Source organism: Yinghuangia aomiensis (genome assembly GCF_039542225.1).
Taxonomy (GTDB): Bacteria; Actinomycetota; Actinomycetes; order Streptomycetales; family Streptomycetaceae; genus Yinghuangia; species Yinghuangia aomiensis.
On record NZ_BAABHS010000005.1, the window covers coordinates 244,868 to 266,187 of the forward strand.

The 21,320-nt window shown below is 73.9% G+C and carries 9 protein-coding genes; 4 read left to right on the forward strand and 5 right to left on the reverse strand.

Going from position 1 to position 21,320, the window contains the following annotated elements; genetic code table 11:
• Positions 1 to 67 precede the first annotated feature (67 nt).
• The 4 genes from ABEA93_RS09045 to ABEA93_RS09060 all read left to right on the forward strand — a co-directional run bounded on the left by ABEA93_RS09045 (position 68) and on the right by ABEA93_RS09060 (position 16,856).
• Positions 68 to 1,198: an SDR family oxidoreductase gene (locus ABEA93_RS09045; protein WP_345674836.1), complete on the forward strand. Its 1,131-nt coding sequence runs from the start codon at positions 68 to 70 to the stop codon at positions 1,196 to 1,198.
• Positions 1,199 to 1,219: 21 nt separating this feature from the next.
• On the forward strand, positions 1,220 to 2,803 hold the full coding sequence (locus ABEA93_RS09050; RefSeq protein ID WP_345674837.1) for a PfaD family polyunsaturated fatty acid/polyketide biosynthesis protein: 1,584 nt from the start codon (positions 1,220 to 1,222) through the stop codon (positions 2,801 to 2,803).
• 69 nt (positions 2,804 to 2,872) lie between these two features.
• Positions 2,873 to 9,055 (forward strand): SDR family NAD(P)-dependent oxidoreductase, encoded by a 6,183-nt coding sequence (locus ABEA93_RS09055; protein ID WP_345674838.1) that lies wholly within the window; start codon positions 2,873 to 2,875, stop codon positions 9,053 to 9,055.
• Between the two features lie 79 nt (positions 9,056 to 9,134).
• Entirely contained in the window at positions 9,135 to 16,856 is a 7,722-nt protein-coding gene (locus ABEA93_RS09060) for a beta-ketoacyl synthase N-terminal-like domain-containing protein (protein ID WP_345674839.1), read from the forward strand.
• Between the two features lie 13 nt (positions 16,857 to 16,869).
• On the opposite strand, the gene ABEA93_RS09065 is transcribed toward ABEA93_RS09060, so the two are convergent.
• The 5 genes from ABEA93_RS09065 to ABEA93_RS09085 form a co-directional block, all read right to left on the reverse strand.
• On the reverse strand, positions 16,870 to 18,486 hold the full coding sequence (locus tag ABEA93_RS09065; protein WP_345674840.1) for a CocE/NonD family hydrolase: 1,617 nt from the start codon (positions 18,484 to 18,486) through the stop codon (positions 16,870 to 16,872).
• Entirely contained in the window at positions 18,483 to 19,370 is an 888-nt protein-coding gene (locus ABEA93_RS09070) for an alpha/beta fold hydrolase (protein WP_345674841.1), read from the reverse strand. Before ABEA93_RS09070 ends, ABEA93_RS09065 begins: the two co-directional genes overlap by 4 nt.
• Before the next feature lie 166 nt (positions 19,371 to 19,536).
• Positions 19,537 to 20,451: a M56 family metallopeptidase gene (locus tag ABEA93_RS09075; protein WP_425584884.1), complete on the reverse strand. Its 915-nt coding sequence runs from the start codon at positions 20,449 to 20,451 to the stop codon at positions 19,537 to 19,539.
• A gap of 27 nt (positions 20,452 to 20,478) precedes the next feature.
• Positions 20,479 to 20,883 carry a BlaI/MecI/CopY family transcriptional regulator gene (locus ABEA93_RS09080; protein ID WP_345674843.1) on the reverse strand — a complete coding sequence of 135 codons (405 nt, stop codon included), beginning with the start codon at positions 20,881 to 20,883 and terminating at the stop codon, positions 20,479 to 20,481.
• A gap of 111 nt (positions 20,884 to 20,994) precedes the next feature.
• Positions 20,995 to 21,303, reverse strand: a complete 309-nt coding sequence (locus ABEA93_RS09085; RefSeq protein WP_345674844.1) for an AIM24 family protein — start codon at positions 21,301 to 21,303, stop codon at positions 20,995 to 20,997.
• Between the last annotated feature and the right edge of the window lie 17 nt (positions 21,304 to 21,320).

Below are 21,320 nucleotides of genomic sequence, written 5' to 3' on the forward strand. Positions count from 1 at the left end.
GTGCCCCGGTCGGTCGCGGCCGGGCGCCCGTCGTCATCTTCCGCAGACTGTCTGGGGCCGTCAGCTCGTGCATGTTGCTCTCACCGGCGCCACCGGGTTCCTGGGGCTGAGGCTGGTGCGGGAGTTGCTGGCGCGGCATCGGAAGGTGACGGTTCTCGCGCACGCCGAGTCGGGCGGGGCATTGCACCGGATCATGCGCTTCTACGAGCTTACCGATGCACCACAGGAGTTGACTGCCGAGCTGGCCGACCGCCTGCGGATCGTGGACACCGATCTGACGCAGCCGCAGCTCGGGTTGTCCGCGGCCGCCTACCGGGAGCTGGCGGACGGCGTCGATGTCGTCTGGCACAGCGCGGGCAACATCCGCTTGGACGACGATCCCGCGCGGCTGCGACGGGTGAACGTCGAAGGCACCCGAAACGTTTTGGCGCTGGCCGCGGCCGGGTGCCGCGAGCCTGTCGTCCACCACGTCAGCACGGCCTTCGTCGCCGGGGCGAGGCACGAAGGCGTCGTCTACGAAGACGAGTTGGACGACGGCCACGGATTCGAGAACACCTACGAGCGGTCCAAGTACGAGGCCGAGCTGCTGGTCCGCGCGTGGGCCCGCGAACACCGGCGCCCCGCGCTGGTCCTGCGGCCGAGCATCCTGGTCTCGGACGTACCGCCGCATCCGGAACTCCCGGAGCATCCGCTCCAGTTCATCGACGACATGCTGCAGACGGTGCTGCGTGGCGTCGGCCGTCCCCAGGCGGACGGCGCACCGCTGCTGGTGCGGCTCGCCGGGCATCCGCGCGCGCACCTCAACCTGATGCCGGTCGAGGACACCGCGCGGGTCATGGTCGCGTTGGGTGCGCGGGAACGCTCGGGCGGCGTCGAGACCTACCACGTCGTGCACGGCCACGACGTCCCGATCGGCACCTTGACCGCCGTCATGGAACGTCTGGCGCCCGTGCGCGTCGAAGTGGTGGCGCAGCGTCCCGTCGACGCGTCTCCGCTGGAGGCGGCCACCGACCTGTATCCGGGGTTCACGCCGTACTTGCACCACCGGCGGCGCTACGACGACACCCGCGTGCGCTGCGCCCTGGGCGCGTCGCCGTCGCGGCACCGCGTCGATCTCCCTTACCTGCTCTCCGGCGTGCTGCCGCCACAACCGGAGCCGGCGTCGCTGCTGTCCGGCGGTAGCGCGTCGTTACCGTGACTCTGCCGGATGGAGACGTTGATGTCCCTGTTGGCCGTCCCCGGCCCGGTTGCCGCCGCGGAGCCGGTGTTCTCCCCCGAGGGGATCGCCGCCTGCGCGGCGCGGGTCCGCGAGCACGCGCAGGTGGTGTCCGATCCCACCGGCCGGAGGCTCGGCCTGGTGATGGGGACCCGGCCGGCCGAGCATTCCGTCGGCACGCTGCCGCCGCTCTACCCGGAATGGCTCGGCGGGCGCACCTTCTGCGAGGCCCACGGGGTGCGTTTCCCGTACGTCGCGGGCGAGATGGCCAACGGCATTGCGACGACGCGCATGGTCGTCGCAATGGCCCGGGCGGAGATGCTGGGGTTCTTCGGGGCGGGTGGCCTTGCGTTCGACGCGGTCGAGCGGGCGGTCGACGAGCTGGCGGCGCAGCTCGACGGGGTCGCGAACTGGGGTGTGAACCTCATCCATTCGCCGAACGAGCCGGAACTGGAGTACCGGGTCGCCGCGTTGCTGACGCGCCACCGGGTGCCGTGCGTCTCGGCATCGGCATACCTGGGCCTGACGCCCGCGGTGGTGCTGTGCTCGGCCTCCGGCCTGGCGCGGGCGGCGGACGGGCGCATCGTCCGCGCGACCCGCCTGTTCGCGAAGGTCTCCCGCCCCGAGGTCGCGGAGAAGTTCCTGTCGCCCGCCCCGGCGGAACTGCTGCGCGCCCTCGTGGATCGCGGCGAACTGACGCAGCGGGAAGCAGACTTGGCCGCCGAGGTTCCGGTGGCCGAGGACGTCACCGTCGAAGCCGACAGCGGCGGCCACACCGACAACCGGCCGCTGAGCGCGCTGCTCCCCCGCATGCTGATGCTGCGCGACGAGGTCGTCCGGCGGTTCGGGTACGCCCGTCCCGTCCGCGTCGGGGCGGCCGGCGGACTGGGGACCCCGGGTGCGGTCGCCGCGGCGTTCGCCCTGGGGGCCGAGTACGTGGTGACCGGGTCGGTGAACCAGGTCGCCGTCGAGGCGGGGATCTCCGACGACGCCAAAGCCATGCTGTCCGAGGCCGATGTCGCCGACGTCGCGATGGCGCCCGCGGCCGACATGTTCGAGATGGGTGTCCGCCTGCAAGTGCTCCGCCGCGGAACGATGTTCGCGTCCCGCGCCGGACAGCTGTACGACGCCTACCGGGACCATCCCTCGCTGGAAGCCCTCCCGCCGGCCGTGCGCACCAAGCTCGAACAGGGCGTGCTGCACGCGTCGATCGACGACGTCTGGGCGGAGACCCGCCGATTCTGGGCCGCCCGCGACCCCGCGGAGATCACCCGCGCCGAGCGTGATCCCAAGCACCGCATGGCGCTGGTCTTCCGCTGGTACCTGGGGAACTCCAGCCGCTGGGCGATCTCCGGGGACTCCGCCCGGCGCACCGACTACCAGATCTGGTGCGGCCCGGCGATGGGGGCGTTCAACCGCTGGACCGCGGGCGGCTTCCTGGCCGCCCCGGCGAACCGCACGGCGGTGCAGATCGCCCTCAACCTTCTCGAAGGCGCGGCCGTGCACACCCGTGCCCACCAGCTCCGGACGTACGGCGTCGCGGTGCCCGCCGCCGCGTTCGCGTTCACGCCGCGCCGGCTCGCCTGACCCCCCGCACCGCCGTCGGCACCGTTGGCACCGTCGCACATGCACACCACACGGCACGAAAGAGGAAGCATGCCCCAGGAACAGCGCACCCAGGTTCCCGTCGCCGTGGTCGGAATCGGTGCGCTGCTCCCGGATTCGCGGAACGCCGGCGACTTCTGGCGCACCGTGGTCGCGGGACGCGACCTGATCTCCGACGTCCCGGCGACGCGCTGGCTCGTCGAGGACCACTACGATCCCGACCCGGCGGCCCCCGACAAGACGTACGCCCGTCGCGGCGCCTTCCTGCCCGACGTGCCCTTCGACCCGCTGGCGTTCGGCATCCCGCCCGCCACGATGACCGCGACGGACACCGCGCAGATGCTCGCCCTCATGGTGGCCGAGCAGGTCGTCGCGGACGTCGGCGGCCTGAGCGAGGCCGACCGGGAGCGTACGGGCGTCATCCTGGGCGTGGGTCCGCTCAAGCTCCTGGCCCAGATGAACGCCCGTCTGCAACGGCCGGTGTGGCTCAAGGCCCTGCGCGAGAACGGGATCCTCGAAGCCGAGGCGCAGGCCGTCTGCGACAGCATCGCCGGGCACTACGTGCCGTGGCAGGAAGCGACGTTCCCCGGCCTGCTCCCGAACGTCGTGGCCGGCCGGATCGCCAACCGCTTCGACCTGCACGGCACCAACCACACCACCGACGCCGCCTGCGCGGGCTCGCTCGCCGCGCTCACCAACGCGGTCGCCGAGCTTGCGATGGGGCGCAGCGACCTGATGATCAGCGGCGGCGTGGACACGCTGAACGACATCGGCACGTTCATGTGCTTCTCGAAGACCCCCGCACTGTCGCCGACCGGCGACTGCCGCCCGTTCTCGGACGCCGCCGACGGCACCATGCTGGGCGAGGGCCTGGTGATGTACGCCCTCAAGCGGCTGGCCGACGCGGAACGCGACGGCGACCGGGTCTATGCGGTCATCCGCGGGATCGGCACCGCGTCGGACGGCAAGGACACGGCCATTTATGCACCGCTGCCCGACGGGCAGTCCCGCGCCCTGCGCCGAGCGTACGACGAGGCGGGCTACGGCCCCGCCACCGTCGAGCTGGTCGAGGCGCACGGCACCGGCACCAAGGCCGGGGACGCGGCGGAATTCGCGGCGCTGCGGGAGGTGTTCGACGAGTCCGGCCGCCCGGACCGGCAGTGGGCGGCGCTCGGATCGGTGAAGTCGCAGATCGGGCACACCAAGGGCGCGGCCGGTGCGGCGGGGCTGCTCAAAGCCGTCCTCGCCCTCCACCACAAGGTGCTGCCCCCGACGATCAAAGCGGACCGCCCGAATCCGGCCCTGGGGATCGGGGACAGCCCGTTCTACCTCAGCACCCGCCCGCGCCCTTGGGTGCGTTCGGCCGATCACCCGCGCCGGGCCTCGGTGTCCAGCTTCGGCTTCGGCGGCAGCAACTTCCATGTCGCGCTGGAGGAATACGTGCCGCCGCAGGACGGCCAGGTCCCTGCGACGGCACGTATGCGCACCGCCCCCACCGAGCTGGTGCTGTTCAGCGGAAACACTCCCGACGCGCTGACCGGGCAGCCGATCGACGCCGGCCGCCCGCTCGCGTCCCTCGCGAGGGAGAGCCAGACCGCGTTCCGGGAGGGCGCACCCAAGCGGCTCGCGGTCGTGGCGTCCGACACCGCGGACCTGATCGCCAAGCTGCGGCAGGCCCACGACCTGATCGCCCACGCACCCGACGAGGCGTTCTCCGCACCGAACGGGATCCACTACGCCTGCGGCCCGTGCGCGGTCGGCCGGATCGCCTTCCTGTTCCCCGGCCAAGGCGCCCAGTACGTGGGCATGGGCGCGGACGTCGCCATGGCCTCACCCGCCGCGCTGGCGGTCTGGGACCGGCTGGGTGCCGCGGCCTTCGACGGCATCCCGCTGCACCGGGTCGTGTTTCCACCCCCGGCCGTCGACGACGGAGAGCGGGCCGCGCAGGAGGCGCAACTGACCTCCACCGCGTGGGCGCAGCCCGCACTCGCGGTGCACAGTCTTGCCCTCCTCGACGTGCTGCACGGCCTGGGCCTCCGGCCGGACTGCGTGGCCGGGCACAGCTTCGGGGAACTCGTGGGCCTACACGCCGCCGGAGTGCTGGACGCCGACACGCTCGTGGCCCTCGCCCGCAGGCGCGGCGAGCTGATGCGCGACGCCGCGGCGGTTCCGGGCGTGATGGTCGCGGCGGCGACGAGCCGGGCGCAGGCGGAGGACGCCATCGCGTCCTGCGGCGGCGCGGACGTGTGGGTGGCCAACCACAACGCCCCGCGGCAGGTGGTGCTGTCCGGCACCGCCGAGGCGGTGGACGACGTCGTGCGGAAGCTCGCCGCGGACGGCGTCACGACCCGGCGGCTGAACGCGGCCACCGCCTTCCACACCCCCATCGTGGCGCCAGCGACCGCTCCCCTCCGGGACTTCCTCCGGGAGGTCCCGGTCGGCCCCCCGCAGGTGGCGGTCTTCGGGAACGCCGACGCCGCCGTGTACCCGGAGGCGGCCGACGAGATCCGGCACCGGATCGCCGCGCACGTGGCCTCGCCCGTGCTGTTCGGCGACGAGATCGAGGCGATGTACGGCGCCGGGGTGCGCACCTTCGTCGAGGTCGGGGCCGGCAGCACGCTCACCGGTCTGGTGGCGCAGACCCTCGGCGACCGCGAGCACCTCGCGGTGAGCCTCGACCGCAAAGGCGGCGACGGGGTCACCGCGCTCCAGGACGCGCTCGGCCGGCTCGCCGTGCGCGGAGTGCGGCTCCGCCACGAGGCGCAGTGGACGCCGTACGCAGCACCCGAGCCCGCCGTCGCGGAGAACGAGAAGAGGCCCAGAATGACCGTGCAGATCAACGGCGGCAACTACGGCAAGCCGTACCCGCCGGAGGGCGGAGTGGCGGCGCTGCCGCAGCCGAACGTGCCGCGTCCGGCGGTGGCGGCGCCCATGTCGGCGGCCGTGACCTCGGAGGCTCCCCTGCCGGGGATCCCGGAGCCGGAGACTCCTGTACCGGCGCTTCCCGTCCAGGGAATTCCGGTGCCGGAGCTTCATGTGCCGGGGACTCCGCTGCCGGGGATTCCGGTGCCGGAGCTTCACGTGCCGGGGACTCCCGTACCCGGGATCCCCATGGCGGCGGCGCCGGAGCAGGCACCCCCGCAACCGGTCGCGGGCGACCTGCTCGCCCTGCTGGAAAGCGCCCAGCGCGCCACGGCCGAGGCGCACACCGCCTGCCACCGCATGCTCGTCGACAGCCACCTGGCCTTCCTGCGGATGACCGAGACGACGTTCGCGGCGATGCTCGGAACACCGTGGGAGAGCGGCGCCGTTCCTTCGTCCCTGCCGGAAGCGCCCGTGATCCCGGCGCCGTTGACGGTCGCATCTGTACCGGTGCCGCAGCCGATGCCGGTGCCGGTGCACGTTCCGGTGCCCGTGTCGGCACCCGCGCCGATGCCCGCGCGGGTTTCGGTACCGGCATCGGCGCCTCAACCGGTGGCAGCACCGGCCCCCGCCCCGATGCCCGTGCCCGCCTCCCGCCCGGCGACGGTCCCCGCCCCGGTCGTCCCGCCGCCGCCCGTTGCGGTGCCCGACGCCGGCCCCGGGCCGGCGGAGGTCGAGGAGTTGCTGCTGGGCGTGGTCGCCGAGCGGACCGGCTACCCGGTGGCGATGCTGAACGTCGACATGGCGTTGGAGTCGGATCTGGGCGTCGACTCGATCAAGCGGGTGGAGATCCTCTCCGCGGTCCGCGAACGCGCCGGGAACCACCTCGCCGAGGGCGATGTCGCCGACCTGCTCAAACTTCGCACGCTGCGCGAGATCGTCGACGCGCTCACCCCGGGCCCGGCACCCGCCCGCACCCCGGAGGCATCCGCCGGGGCACCCGAAGTGCTCGCCGACGCACCCGAAATGCCCGTCCGCGAAGCGGAGGCACCCAACCACGGAACCCGCACAAGCCACGCACCCGACGTGCCCGCCATCCCGCCCACGCGCGGCGCACCGCCCGCCGACGTGGTCCTCACCAGGCTGGCGGTCCGCACCCGGATCACCCCCGCGCCCGGCTTCGCCATGGCCGGCCTGGCGGCGGGGCCGATCGCGGTCACCCGCGACGGACACGGCGTCGCCGAGCTCCTGGCCGACCTCCTGGGCACCCACGGACTGACGGCGTCGGTGGTCGACGAAGTCCCCGCGCACGCCGCGGCGGTCGTGCACCTCGGGGCGCTCGCCGACCTCGACTCCGCCATCGGCGCGCACGCAATCCAACGCGACGCGTTCCGCACGGCACGGTCGATCGCCCCGCGGTTCACCGCGGACGGCGGCGTGTTCGTCGTGGTGCAGGACACCGGAGGGGACTTCGGGCTCGACGGCCGCGCCGCCGACCGTGCGTTGCTCGGCGGGATCGCCGCACTGGCCAGGACGGCCGCCAAGGAGTGGCCGGACGCCCGGGTGAAGGCCATCGACTGCGAGCGCGGTGGACGGGACGCTGCCGCCGTCGCACACGCCATCGCCCACGAACTGCTGTACGGAGGCCCGGCCCCTGAGGTCGGGCTGCGAGCCGACGGCACGCGCCTCACCCTCACGGCGGAGCCGTCGTCGACCGGCCGCGAAGGCCGCCGACGCCGCGCGACGCTCGGACCGGACTCGGTGATCGTGGCCACCGGAGGCGCTCGCGGCGTGACCGCGGCAAGCCTGGTGGACCTCGCCCGGGCGCACCGGCCCCGCATCGTGCTCCTCGGCCGCACGGAACTCGTCGAGGAGCCCGCGGACCTGCCGCACACCGGGGACGAGGCCGCGCTCACGCGGGCGCTTGCCGACCTGAACCGGTCCGCCGGCCCTGCCGCGCTCACCGCGCAGGCCCGCGCCATTCTCGCCGCGCGGGAGGTCCGGGCGACCCTCGCCGCGCTGGAGGAAGCCGGCTCCCCGGCCCGCTACCGGCCTGTCGACGTGCGGGACGGCCGCGCCGTGTCGGACGTGCTCGCGGACGTGCGGCGCGACTGGGGCCCGGTCACCGGGATCGTGCACGGCGCCGGTGTCCTGGCCGACAAGCTGATCGGAGACAAGACCGACGCGCAGTTCGACCACGTCGTCGCCACCAAGGTCGACGGGTTCCTGAGCCTGCTGGCCGCGACCGCGAACGATCCGCTCGACACGATCGTGCTGTTCTCCTCGGTAGCTGCCGCCTTCGGCAACCCGGGCCAGAGCGACTACGCGATGGCGAACGCGGTGCTCGACCACCTCGCGTCCGCCCAAGGCGCCGCACGGCCCGACTGCGTCGTGCGCTCGATCGCCTGGGGCCCGTGGCAAGGGGGCATGGTGACGCCCGTCTTGGCGGAGCACTTCGCGCAGGCCGGCGTGCCGCTCATCCCCGTGCCGCGGGGCGCGGCGGCGTTCACCGCGGAACTCGACGCGGACGGCGCCGACACCCGGGTGATCCTCGCCGCCGGCACCGGCTTGGGCTCCATGGCGCCGGTCTCACAGCCGGGCGACGGCGAGTTGCGCGTCCACGCGCGCACGCATCCCTACCTGGCCGACCATGTCGTCGCCGACGTCCCCGTCCTCCCCGTGGCCGTGGCGCTGGAGGTGTTCGCCGGTGCGGCGGCCGCCTGGCGGCCGGCGGCCGACGGCCTGGCGCTCCGCGACGTGCGGGTGTTCGGCAAGGTCACGCTGCCCGATCTGGACCGCAGTGGCCACCGGTTCGGCGTGCGCGGCCGTCCCGCCGAGGCCGGTGACCCCGCCGCGCTGGAGGCCGAGCTGGTCGGCGGCGACGGCGTCCCGCACTACGGCGCGGTCGTGGACTTCGCCCCCGGGACCCCGGCCGCGTGGGACGTCCCGGGCGGCCTCGCTCCGGTGGAACACGACGTGTACGACGGCCGGGTGCTGTTCCACGGCCCGCGCTTCCGCGCCCTCGACGCCGTCCACGGCCTCGGCGACACCGGCGCCGAGGCCACCGTGGCCGGTGTCGCCCGCCTGGGCTGGGGGGACGGCCCCTGGCGGCTCGACCCCGCCGCGGTCGACGGCGCGCTGCAACTCGCCTTGCTGTGGGCCGAGGAGGCTCTGGGCAAGGCCACGCTGCCGATGGGTGTCGCGGAATGCCGGGTCCACCGCCCGGGTCCGCTGCGGGACACGGCGCGGTGTGTGGTGCGCGCACGCAAGGTGCACGACACGGGTGCCCGGTGCGATGTGGCGCTCCTCGACGCGGACGGCGCAGCCCGGGTCGAACTGCTCGGCGTCGAACTCGTCATCCGGCCCTCCTGAGCGTTCGGTCGTCGTCACCCGCTCGCGCGGTGCGCGCGACCGTCCTGCCCCGTCCGTGCCCGCGTGGAAAGAGAGTGGTGTGGGATTCGAGCCGATCGCCGTCGTGGGGCGGGGGTGCGTCCTTCCCGGCGCCCTCGGCCCGGACGCGTTCTGGGACAACGTCGCCGCGGGCCGGTGCAGTCTCGCCCCGGTGCCGCGGGAGCGTTGGCGGGTGCCGCACGACCTGGTCATGGGGACGGTCGACGACCACCTCGACCGCACTTGGAACGACATCGGCGGTTACGTCACCGGATTCGACGAAGTCTTCGACCCGGACGGCTTCTTCGTCGACCCGGAACGCTTCGTCGGCCTCGACCCCGCCTTCCTCTGGGTGCTGCACGGCGCACGGCAGGCGCTGCGCGAGGCGGGATACCACGAGCCGATGCCGCGAGCCGGCCTCGTGCTGGGGAACCTGTCGTATCCCACCGGCGCCGGGTCGGCCTTCGCCGAGCACGTGTGGTTGTCCGAGGCGCATGAGGCGCTGCTGCGGGCCGATCGGCGCGCCCGGCCGGACGCGCGCAACCGGTTCTCCTCGGGGCTCCCTGCGCACTTCGCGGCCGAGGCCCTCGGGCTGGGCGCCGGGGCGTTCGCGCTCGACGCCGCGTGCGCGTCGTCGCTGTACGCGGTCAAGCTGGCCTGCGACCGGCTGCACGACGGCACGGCGGACCTCATGGTGGCGGGCGCCGTCAACCGCGTGGACAACCTGTTCCTGCACGTCGGCTTCTGCGGGTTGTCCGCGGTCAGCCGCACCGGCCGCAGCCGGCCGTTCCACCGGGACGCCGACGGCCTGGTGCCCGGCGAAGGCGCGGGATTCGTGGCCCTCATGCGGCTGCGCGACGCCGTCGGGGCGGGTGCGCCCGTCCTCGGGGTGATCCGCGGGATCGGCATGTCCAACGACGGCCGCGCGGGCGGGCTCCTCAGCCCCGCCGAGGAAGGCCAGGAACGGGCGATGCGCCTGGCGTACGCCGCGGCCGGGGTCGCGCCCGCGACGGTGTCGCTCGTCGAGTGCCACGCGACCGGGACACCCGTCGGCGACGCCGTCGAAGCGCGCGGCATGGCACGGGTCTTCGCGGACTGCGCCGACGTGCCGATCGGCTCGGTCAAGTCCAACGTCGGCCACTTGCTGGCCCCGGCCGGTGCGGGCGGACTGCTCAAGGTCCTGGGGGCGATGCACGCCGGAGTACGTCCGCCGACACTCGGCGCCGACGAACCGGCGGCCGCACTGGACGGGACGCCGCTCCGGCTCGTCCGGGAAACGGAGCCGTGGCACGGGCCGCGCCGAGCGGCCGTCAGCGCCTTCGGCTTCGGCGGCACGAACGCGCACCTGATCGTCGACGCCTGGGACGGCGGGCGCGCCGGCGCGCCGGTCCGGCGGGCGGCTCCGGGACACCGGACCGACCTCGCGCCGGTTCCCGCCCGCGTTCCCGCGGATCTCCCCGCGCGCGTCCCCATCGCCGTCGTCTCCGTCGCCACCCGGGTCGGCGACGGCCGCGACACCGACGACTTCCGCCGGGCCGTCCTCGGCGGAGACCGGCGCCGCGGCGCGGACACCGTCGGTGTCGCCCTGCCCGGCCTGTGCTTCCCGCCGGTCGCCGTCGCGCAGACCATGCCCCGGCAGCTCCTCGTCCTGGAAGCCGCGCGAGAGGCCGCCCGCGACGTCGCGCTGCCGCGGGAGACCACCGTGGTCGTGATCGGAAGCGGCGTCGAACCGGAGATCGCCGGGGCCGCCGCCCGGTGGCGTTCGCCGTCCTGGCTCGCGGAGGCCGGACTCGGAACGGACCCGGACCTCGTCGAACGGGTACGCGGCGCCTTCTCGCCGCCCATGGTCGCGGAGCGGGTCGTCGGGAGTCTGCCGAACCTGGTGGCGAACCGCATCAACACCCAACTGGACCTGGCCGGTCCCGGCTTCACCGTCTCGGCCGAGGAGGCGTCCGGTCTGGTGGCGCTGGAGCTTGCCGCACGTGCGCTGCGGGCAGGCGAGGCGGACGCCGCGGTGGTGGGCGCGGTCGACCTGTCGTGCGAACCCGTCCACCAGGCCGCGCTGCGGGAGTTGGGGCGGGAAGCCGCCTGCGGCGACGCGGCCGTCGTGACCGTCCTCAAGCGCCTTGACGACGCGCGGCGGGACGGCGACCGTGTCATCGCCGTCCTCGACGATGCCGACGCGTCCGCCGAGGCGGACCTCCGGATCGGCGACGGCACCGCCTTCGACCCCGGCGAGCTCCTCGGCCGGGCCCACGCCTGCCACGGCCTGCTGTGCGTCGCCGTCGCCGCGACGGCCTTGGAGCACCGGGCGCGGCCGCGCCCGGACGGCCCCGCGGAGCCCGACCCCGCGCTGGACACCGCCGACGTCACGGTGTCCCCGCTCGGCGCACCGTCCGTGCGGGTGCGGCTGCGCGCCGCCGACGCACGGCCGCCCGCGGTCGCGGCGACCCCGCGGACGGCCGTGTTCTCCGGCCGGGACCGGCAGGACGTCCTCGCCGCACTCGACGCGGGCCGGGAATCGGACGACGGGCCCGCCCGGCTGGCCCTGGTCGGCGACGGAGATCCGTCCGTCCTCGTGCCCGCGGCACGACGGTGGCTCGTCGAGGGCGGACCCCCGCCGCCCGGTGTGCTGTACCGCGACAAGCCCGTGGTCGGGGAGACCGCTTTCGTCTACACGAACGGCTCGGCGTCCTACCCGGGCATGGGCACCGAACTGGCGGCGGCCTTCCCCGCGCACGCCGCGGCAGTTGCGCCACCATCCGGCGACGACCCCACAGGGGTGCTGCGGCAGATCTGGGGCGCCGCGCGGCTCGCCGCCGTCCACACCGCGATCTCCCGGAACGTCCTCGGCCTGCGTCCGGACGCCGCGATCGGCTACTCCTCGGGCGAGTCCGCGGCCCTCGTCGCCCTCGGCGCATGGCCGGACGCCGCTTCCCTGTACGAAGACACTTGCCGCGGCGGCCTGTTCACCACCGAACTCACCGGTGAAATCCGGGCGGTCCGCCGCGCCTGGCAACGGCTCGGCGTCCCCGGCGAGCGCTGGGCAAGCTACCTGGTCGCCCTGCCCGCCGACCACGTCCGCGCGGCCGTCGCCCACGAACCCGCGGTCCACCTGATGGCCGTCAACGCACCGGACGTGTGCGTCGTCGGCGGCGAAGCACGCGCGTGCGCCGCCGTCGTCGACCGCCTCGGCGCGGGCCGCGCGGTACCGCTCGACTACGACTTGGCCGCGCACGCACCGGAACTCGCCGAAGTCCGCGACGCGTGGTGGACGCTGCACCACCGGCCGACCGCCGCCGTCCCCGACGTCCGGTTCTACAGCGCGGCGACGGCGACCTGGTACCACGCCACGGCCGAGCACGCCGCCGACGCGGTCACCGCACAGGGGCTCGGCACCATCGACTTCGCGGCCACCGTCGACCGGGCCTGGCGGGACGGCGTCCGCGTCTTCGTCGAACACGGACCGCGCGGCCTGTGCACCGGCTGGATCAAACGGATCCTCGGCGACCGCGAGCACGTCGCGGTCGCCCTCGACAATCCGCACGGCTCGGGGATGCGGCAACTGCGTTTCGCCGCGGCGGAGTTGGCCGTGGCCGGTGTGCCGGTCCGAACGAGCCCGCTCCTCGGCGCACTTGCCGCATCCGCATCCGAACCAGGCCCCGCGATCCCCACCGTCGACGTACCCGCGCATTGGAAGGTCACCTTGCCCGCACTCGACCATCCCCCGGTGACGCTGCCGCGGGCACCCGTCCTCGCACCGGTCACCGTGCAAGCGGCGGCGCCCGCCACCGCAGCCACCACCGCTGCGGCCACCGGCACTCCGCGTCCCGACATGCCGCCCGTCGGCGCCGACATGCGCACCCTGGTGGCGCGGCTCAGCCACCAGGTGACCGCCCTGCACCGCACCGCACTCGCCGAACAAGTCGCCGTGCACACGGCGTTCCTGGAATCCCGGCAGCGGATGGCCGCCGCGCTGGCCCGCCGGAGCGGGCCGTCCGCGGCCCTCGTGCCGCATCAGACGCCGCCCGCCGTCGCGCCGAAGACGGCGCTGCCCTCCCCGCCCCGGGACCTGGTTGCGGACCAACACCCGGAAGCCCGATCCGGACCGGCCTTCGACCGCGCGCAGCTGGAACACCTCGCGTCGGGGCGCGTCTCGGACCTGTTCGGACCGGCGTTCGCCCCGCAGGACGGGTACGCCGTGCAGACCCGCATGCCGGAGCCGCCGATGCTCCTCGCCGACCGCGTCACGGGCATCGACGCCGTACCGGCCGCGCTCGCGGAACTCGGCCCCGAGCACGCCACCGGCACCATCCGGACCGAGACGGACGTCCGGCCCGACAGCTGGTACCTCGACGCCACCGGCCGCATCCCCGCCGGCCTGATGATCGAGGCCGGGCAGGCCGACCTCCTGCTGATCAGCTGGCTCGGCGTCGACCTGCTCAACCGCGGCGAACGCGCCTACCGGCTCCTGGGCTGCGACCTGACCTACCACGGTGAGCGCCCGCGGGCGGGGGAAACCCTCCGCTACGACATCCACATCGACGGCCACGCCCAGCACGGCGACGTGCGGCTGTTCTTCTTCCACTACGACTGCCACGTCGACGGCGAACTGCGGCTGAGCGTCCGGAACGGCCAGGCCGGCTTCTTCACGAAGGCCGAACTCGCCGACGCCGACGGCGTGCGCTGGGATCCGCGGGCCTCCCGCCCGGTGTTCGACCTTCCGCTGGATCCGCCGGCACTGAAGCCCGGTTCATCGCGTTTCACGGCCGACCAGGTGCGCGCGTTCGCCGAAGGCCGCCCCGCCGACTGCTTCGGACCCGCCTGGGACGCCACCCGCGCGCACGTCCGCTCACCGCGCATCGACGCCGGCCGCATGCTCTTCCTCCGCGAGATCGCGGAGTTCGACCCGTCCGGCGGCCCCTGGGGACGCGGCTACCTCTGCGCCACCAGCCCCGTCTCCGCCGACGACTGGTTCTTCGCCGGGCACTTCAAGAACGACCCGTGCATGCCCGGGACCCTGATGCTGCAAGGCGGCATCCAGGCCATGGCCTTCCACATGGCCGCACTCGGGCTGACCGCGGACAAGGACGGCTGGCGCTTCGACGTGGTCCCCGGGCGCACCTCCGCCGCCCGCTGCCGCGGCCAGGCCACCCCGGACAGCCGGAACGTCACCTACGAGGTCTTCGTCCGCGGCGTCTCCGCGGGGCCGTACCCGACGCTGTACGCCGACGTGCTCGGCACCGTCGACGGCGTCAAAGCCTTCCACGGCGAGGACATCGCCCTGCGCCTGGTGCCCGACTGGCCGCTGGAGCACTGGCGCGGCCTCGGCGCGCGCCGGGAGCAGATCAGTGGCACCCCGGTGCCGCTCACCGCCCTCGGCGGACTGGCCGCCCACCGCGAGGCCAAGCCCGTGGCCGTGTCCGACGGGTTCGCCTTCGACTACGCGTCCCTCCTCGCGTGCGCGTGGGGCAAGCCGAGCGACGCTTTCGGCCCGGGTCTCCGCCGCTTCGACGACGGCACGCAGCGCATCGCCCGGCTGCCCGGCCCGCCCTACCACTTCATGACCCGCATCCTCGCGACGCACGGCGAGCAGAACTCCCTGCGCGAGGGCCTCCGTGTCGTCGCCGAGTACGACGTCCCGGACGAGGTGTGGTTCTTCGAGCAGAACGGTGCCGCGGTGATGCCGTTCGCGGTGCTCATGGAAATCGCCCTCCAGCCGTGCGGGTGGCTGGCCTGCTACGCCGGGTGCCCGCTGACCGCCGACACCGAACTGCTCTTCCGCAACCTCGACGGCACCGGCACCCTCACCGGGGAAATCACCCCGGACACCCGCACGGTGCGCACCGAAGCCGAACTCACCGGAATCTCCCGCAGCGGCGGAATGACCATCGTGGCGTTCGCCGTGCGCTGCTTCGCGGACGACACCGAGGTCTTCACGATGTCCACCGGGTTCGGGTACTTCCCGCCCAGCGCGTTCGCCGGCCAGCCGGGGCTCCCGGTCACCGCCGCCCGGCGCGGGGACCTGGACGCGCCCTGCGACTTCGCCGTCGACCTCACCGCCCGCCCGGCCCGCTACTTCGCCGGACCCGCCCGGCTCCCGGACCCGATGCTCCTCATGCTCGACCGGGTGACCGGCTACTGGCCGGACGCGGGCGAAGCGGGACTCGGGCGGCTCCGGTCCGAGAAGGACGTCGACCCCGCCGAGTGGTTCTTCAAGGCGCACTTCTTCCAGGACCCCGTCCAACCGGGTTCGCTGGGTGTCGAAGCCATGTGCCAGCTCCTCCAGTTCTACGTGATCGAACGGGGCCTCGCCGCGGGCATCCCCCACCCCCGGTTCGAGCCCGTCATGCTCGGCCGCGAGCTGACCTGGAAATACCGCGGCCAGATCACCCCGGAGAACCGGACCATCCGGGTGGAGATGGAGATCCGGGACGTCGGCACCGACGAGCGCGGCCCGTACGCGGTCGGCGACGCCCGGCTCTGGGGCGACGACACCTGCATCTACGAAGTACACGGCATCGGCATGCGGGTCGTGCCGGGCACCGCGCCACTTCGGGCGTCCGAGGCACGCGAGGCACGCGAGGCACGCGAGGCGGCCGAAGTGCCCGAAGCAGCCGACGACATCACGTTGGACCCGGCCGCCGACACCTGGCTGGCAGACCACTGCCCGACGTACACGCTGCCCGCGCTTCCCCTGATGTCCGTGGTCGACCTCCTCGCCGAGGGAGCCGCACGCCGGACCGGCCGGGAGGTCGTCGCCGTGCGCGACGTCCGGCTGCGCCGCTGGATCCCGACCGGCGGTCCCGTCCGCCTGCGCGTCCGCACCGCCTCGGGAGCGGACACCCCGGCCGTGACGCTCTCCGTCTGGCGGAAGGCGGCCGCATCCGGCCTCTCCCGCTTCGACGACGTGGCGACCGCGACCGTGGTCGTCGGCGAGCGGACCGGTCCTGGTCCGGAGCGCTTCGCCCCGCTGCCGGACGCCGAACCCCAGCCCGATCCCTACGCGTCCGGGGAGCTGTTCCACGGGCCCGCATTCCGCTACCTGGCCTCCCTGCGCATCGGCTCCACCGGATCGTCGGCCGTGCTCGACGCCGGGCGCGGAACCGTCCCCCGAGGCCGCCTCCACCAGGGGCTGCTGGACGCCGCCGTCCAGGCCGTCCCGCACGCGAGCCTGTGGCGGTGGGTGCCCGAGATCGGGCCGGACACGGTCGGCTACCCGCTGCACCTGCACACTCTCGAAGTCCACGGAGAACTCCCGGACCACGGACCCGTCGACGTCGAAGCCCGCCTCGCCGCCTTCGCACCCGACGCCGCCGACGGCGCACCGCCGCTCCTCGTCGACGTACAGCTGTGCGTGGGCGAACGGGTGCTCGCGGCCCTGCGGTTCGGCAGCGTACTGCTCCCGACGGGGCCGTTCTCCCGCGTCTCCCCGACCGACCGTCGGAACTTCCTCACCCGGCGGTGCGCGGTCCCTGAACTGTCCCTGTCCACGACGGCAGGCACCGCGACACACCTGACCGCCGCCGACGCCGATCGGGTCGACTGGCTGCCCGGCGCGCTGGCACCGGCGTGGGGTCTGCCGCCGGGATCCAGGCTCGCCGACCACCTCGAACACATCGCCGCCAAGGAGCACATCGCCCGCCTGACCGGCACCCACCCGTCCACGGTCACGGTGGCCGACGACCTGCGCTCCGGCCTCGACCGGACCGGACGCCGCCACCACCTCGCGGTGTCCCGCACGTACGACACCGTGGTTGTGCGTACGAAGCACACCCTCTGAGCGAAGCCGCCGGTCACCAGCCGAGGCGCGGATCGGCGAAGGCGATCCGCGCCCCGGACGGGTTGTGTGCCCGGTACAGGAGGTCGGCGCTGTCGATCACCAAGGCGACCCGGTGGCCGGAGGGGACGGTGTAGGCAGTCGCGGTGAAGTCCGTGTCGACGGTGAAGGGCACACCGGGCGTCCGGTCCCGGAAGGTGTAGGGCGTGTGGGTGACCAAGCGCCCCACACCGAGCGCGTCGACGTCGTAGAGGTAGGCGAAGAACGTGCCGGTGGCGGCGCTCGGCGTCACGCTCAGCGTGACCCGGGGCGTTCCGCGCACCCGCCACGGCACGGTCGTGGGCTCGGACTGCCACACCGCCGCGGCGGTCGGCGAGAGCAGCGGCATGACGACGGTCGGCGGCAGCCCGCGTTTGTCGAGCGCGGGCGAGACCACGGGGATGCCCGCGTCGGCCCCCGAGTCGCGTCCGGTCGCTATCGTGCGGCTGCCACCGGGCAGGGTGGGAGCGGGAGTTGCCGTGGAGGCGGCCATCGCCTGCCAGGACGGGTAGGACTCGTCGGGCCCGGCCGTGCGCGGCCGGACGGCGAGCGGAGCCGCGTCGGCCATGCCGGTCGGCCGACCGAGGACGTGGAGGTCGAGCCATTCGCGGGCACGGTCGCACACGGCATCGAGCGTCGCCGCCAGGCAGGACGGCATGGCTTCGGCGTGCTCGCCCGGCCGCATTTCCAGATACTTGGGCACCGTCAGCGCGTCGAAGAACTCGGCGATCTGGTCGGGTGCGGCGACGCCCGTGTCGTACCAGTTGTTCACCATGAACACCGCGGTGCCGTTCGCGTTGAGCCCGGCCACCCGGCGGTTCACGGAGCGGTCGTCCGTCTGCAGCGTTTGGCGGGCCGCCGCGCTGTTCCCGCGGAGGAACTCCCGGTATCCGGCGGCCAGGTCGGGCGCGGGCCGCTCGACGGCCCGCGCTGCCAGCACGTGGAACCATGCGCTCAGTTCGTGCTCGGTGTCGTGGGTGTAGAAGGCCCGGAAGAAGTCGGTCCACCCGTTGAACGCGGCCACCGCTTTGATCCGCGGGTCGACCGCTGCCGCTTGGAGGCCGACGGACGCCCCGTAGGAGCAGCCGTAGACGCCGACCCGCGCCGGGTCGGCGTGCGCGGAGTCGACCGCCCAGTCGACGATCCGGCTGAGGTCGTCGATGTCGCGGGAGCCCGCGAAGTCGAGGTATCCCGTCGATCCTCCGATGCCGCGTTCGGCGTAGGCGACGACCAGGTAGCCGGCGGCCGCGTAGCGCGGTGCCTCGAAGGTGTACCAGTCCTCGCCGAGGTAGCTCGCGGCCGGCATGACCAGCAGCGGGGGTCGGCCGGTCTCCCCGGGGGCGCGGTGCGGCGCGTAGACGCGGGCGCTGAGAACCGTGCCGTCCGGCATCGCGATCCGCTGGTGGGCGCCGGGCACGTGGAACACGGTGTCGGACACGGCCCCGGCCACCGGGGACACCGCGGCGGACACCGCCCCTTGCACCCCGGTCTCGGCGGCCGCCTCGGGTACGGCGGGTCCGACCACGGCGAGAAGACACGCGCCCGCTCCCGCGGTCCACCGGTGTGCCTGGGGCGCTCGGGGTACGCCGCTCAACGGTCTTCCTCGTGTCCTCGGGGGCACGGAACGCAGAACGGCAGCTCGTCCGTTCGTCCGCCGCGGAAATGCGCGACGATCAACTCGCAGAACTCCACGTCGCGTTGCAGCAGAAGCAGATGGTCTGCTTCGCCGATGGTGAGACACGCCGCATGCGGGTACACGAGCGCGAGCCGGTGCCCGTGCTCCGGCGTGGTGAAGGTGTCCTGGGCCCCGCTGACCACGACCGTGGGAACCGCCGGAGCCGGGTGCGGCTCCAGCAGCACGTCGGTGCAGAGCCGCATCGTGTTGCTGGCGAACTTCCGCCGGGCATCCGCCGTGAGCCCCGACAGGCGGGCGGTCAGCACCTGCCGGATGACCTCACCCCGGCGGACCGGACGCCCGGGCAGCACGGGCGACAGGAGCTCCGTGACGGCTTCCGCGAACTCCCGTCCATCGCAGTCCGGAAGGCGCCGCACCAGTCCCTCCAGGGTGCGCTGCTCCTCCGATGTCAGGCCGGTCGCCACTCCGTTGAGAGCGAGGCGCACCACGCGCTCCGGGTACCGCTGGGCGAACCGGTGCGCGATCAGCGACCCGTACGAACAGCCGACCAAGTTGACACGCCGCAACCCGACTTGGTCCAACGCATGCGCCGCGGTCTCGGCAAGGAAGTCCATCCCGACGTCGGCCGGCAGGTGATCCGCCGCACCCCAGCCGGGCAGATCCACGGTGACGACATCCGCGTGACGGACCAGCAGCTCCTCATGGCGCCGCCACGAGTACATGTCCTGAAACGCCCCGCCCAGCAGGAGGATCGGCGCCAACGCCGACTCGTCACCCGCCCGCACCCGCACCCGGTACGTGAACCCCCAATGCCGCGCGGTCCGCACGGTCTCGGAAACCACAGGCCCCCGCCCTCCTCGATAACCGACCCGGACAGTCGGGCTAACGACCCGAACGCGCCCCGGACACGCGGGACCGGGCGGGCGCGTCGACCCGTGGCGAAGGTGTCAGCGGTCCCCGGGGCTCGGAACCCGCATGCGGTGCGGCACATGGCTGTTCCGCAGACGGCTACAACGCTGTGGACGCCTTGAGGATCACGAACAACGCGAATGCCGCGTTCGCCGTCGCGCACACCGACACGGTCGTGCCTGCCGCGGCCACGATGGCCGCGAAGCCCGTCGGGGACGCCGGGGCCGGCCATGCCGACGTCGGAGGTGGGCCGAGCAGTGCGGCGACCCGGCGCGGGACCGGGCCCCGGGCGGCGAACGCCGGAAGCGCGGACGCCGCGGGAGCCCCGGACTTCGCCGCCGACAGCGCGGCTTTGCCCACCGCCCGCGCGGTGACCGTGCGGTCCCCGACCGCAGCCGCCGCGTCCTCGTCGGCCCAGCGTTCGACGGTGTACGCGATGGCGGTGCGCAGCGGCCGCAGCAGCGGGTGACTCACGGCGGCGAGGCGGGACACGGTCAGGAAGACGTGATGGCGTCCGGCGAGGTGCGCGTGCTCGTGGGCGATCAGCGCACGTCGTTCGTCGCGCGTGAGGCAGGCCAGCATCGCCGTGGTGGCCACGACGCGGGGTTCGCGCCCGGGCAGGGCGTAGGCATACGGGCGTTCGTCCGGGATGACGACCAGGCCCCCCGCGTCCGGCAGCGCGGCTATGGCGGCGCGGGCCCGGCGGCGTACCCGCCGGTCGCGCAGCAGCATGGCCGCGGACGCCGTCACCACCACGCTGAGCACCACCATCGCGAGGCTGCCGAAGAGCCGGACGTGCGGCACGGCGTCGCGTACGCCGGGATCCCCCCAGCCGTCCGGCAGCGGGTTCCCCGGCACCTGGGCGGAGCCGACGATCACCAGCAGCGCGACGCACCACGTACTGCACAGCGCCAGCACCGCCGCGACGCCGGTCAGCAGGCGCGTGGCGGTGCGCGGGTGGAGGTGATCGACCGCCAGCCGGGCGACGGGGAGCGCCGACAGGGGCAGGATCATCGGCAGGTAGACCGCGAAGCGCACGTTTCAGCCCTCGTGGTGGCCCGCTTCGGCGGGGCCGTCGATGCGCTCCAGCAGGAGCCGCAGCGTCTCTTCGTCTTCGGCGGACAGCTCGGAGACGAAGCTGGCCAGCACGGCCGTACGGTCGCTCTCCTGGTCCAGCACCTTGCACATCCGGCGGGCCGCGAGACCCGCCTCGTCGGCCACCGGAAGGTACGCGTACGCCCGCCCCTCCCGCACCCGGCTCAGCGAACCCTTCTCGTACAGCCGCGACAGAATCGTCACCACCGTGCTGTACGCCAGCTGACCGCCGAGTTCGACCTGAACCCAGTGCGCGGTGCGCGGCGTCGTCGACGTCCAGAGCAGCGCCAGGACCTCGGCCTCGAGCATGCCTTTGCCGCGGCGCGGCCCTTGCTGCCGGCTGTCCGTCATGGCGCCTCCGCGGCTTCTTCGGCTTCGGTTACGGCCCTGCACAGTACCCGGGCCGGTGTGTCGCGTCCGACGCGCGCTCCGCGTCGGGGCGGGGGCCGTGCGGTGGCCCGGTCAGCTTCCCCACCGGTTGCCGCGGTACCCGCTCGACCCCATGCCGTACGGCAGCCCGCGGGCCGCGTATTCCGCGGGGTCGGCCGGCTCGTGGGGCTGGACCACGACGTAGCCCTCGCCGATGAAGCACATGTTCCAGCCCTCGCCGGTGCCGCCGCGGCGCCGCCAGACCCGCGAGCCGACGGTCTGCGCCTCCATGCGGGTGCTGAGGCCGACCGTCCACGCGACGACCGCGTCGGCGTCGACGAACGCCTCGTTGCGGGCGTCGACCTTCAGCACGAGCGGCCCGGCCTTGGACCGACGGATCACGGCGGCAAGAGATCAGG

What these genes read in the sequence shown, in the direction of transcription:
- ABEA93_RS09080 (WP_345674843.1), bottom strand. Translation starts at nt 20,883, where the DNA reads ATGACGGACAGCCGGCAGCAAGGGCCGCGCCGCGGCAAAGGCATGCTC.
- ABEA93_RS09075 (WP_425584884.1), bottom strand. Translation starts at nt 20,451, where the DNA reads ATGATCCTGCCCCTGTCGGCGCTCCCCGTCGCCCGGCTGGCGGTCGAT.
- ABEA93_RS09050 (WP_345674837.1), top strand. Translation starts at nt 1,220, where the DNA reads ATGTCCCTGTTGGCCGTCCCCGGCCCGGTTGCCGCCGCGGAGCCGGTG.
- ABEA93_RS09055 (WP_345674838.1), top strand. Translation starts at nt 2,873, where the DNA reads ATGCCCCAGGAACAGCGCACCCAGGTTCCCGTCGCCGTGGTCGGAATC.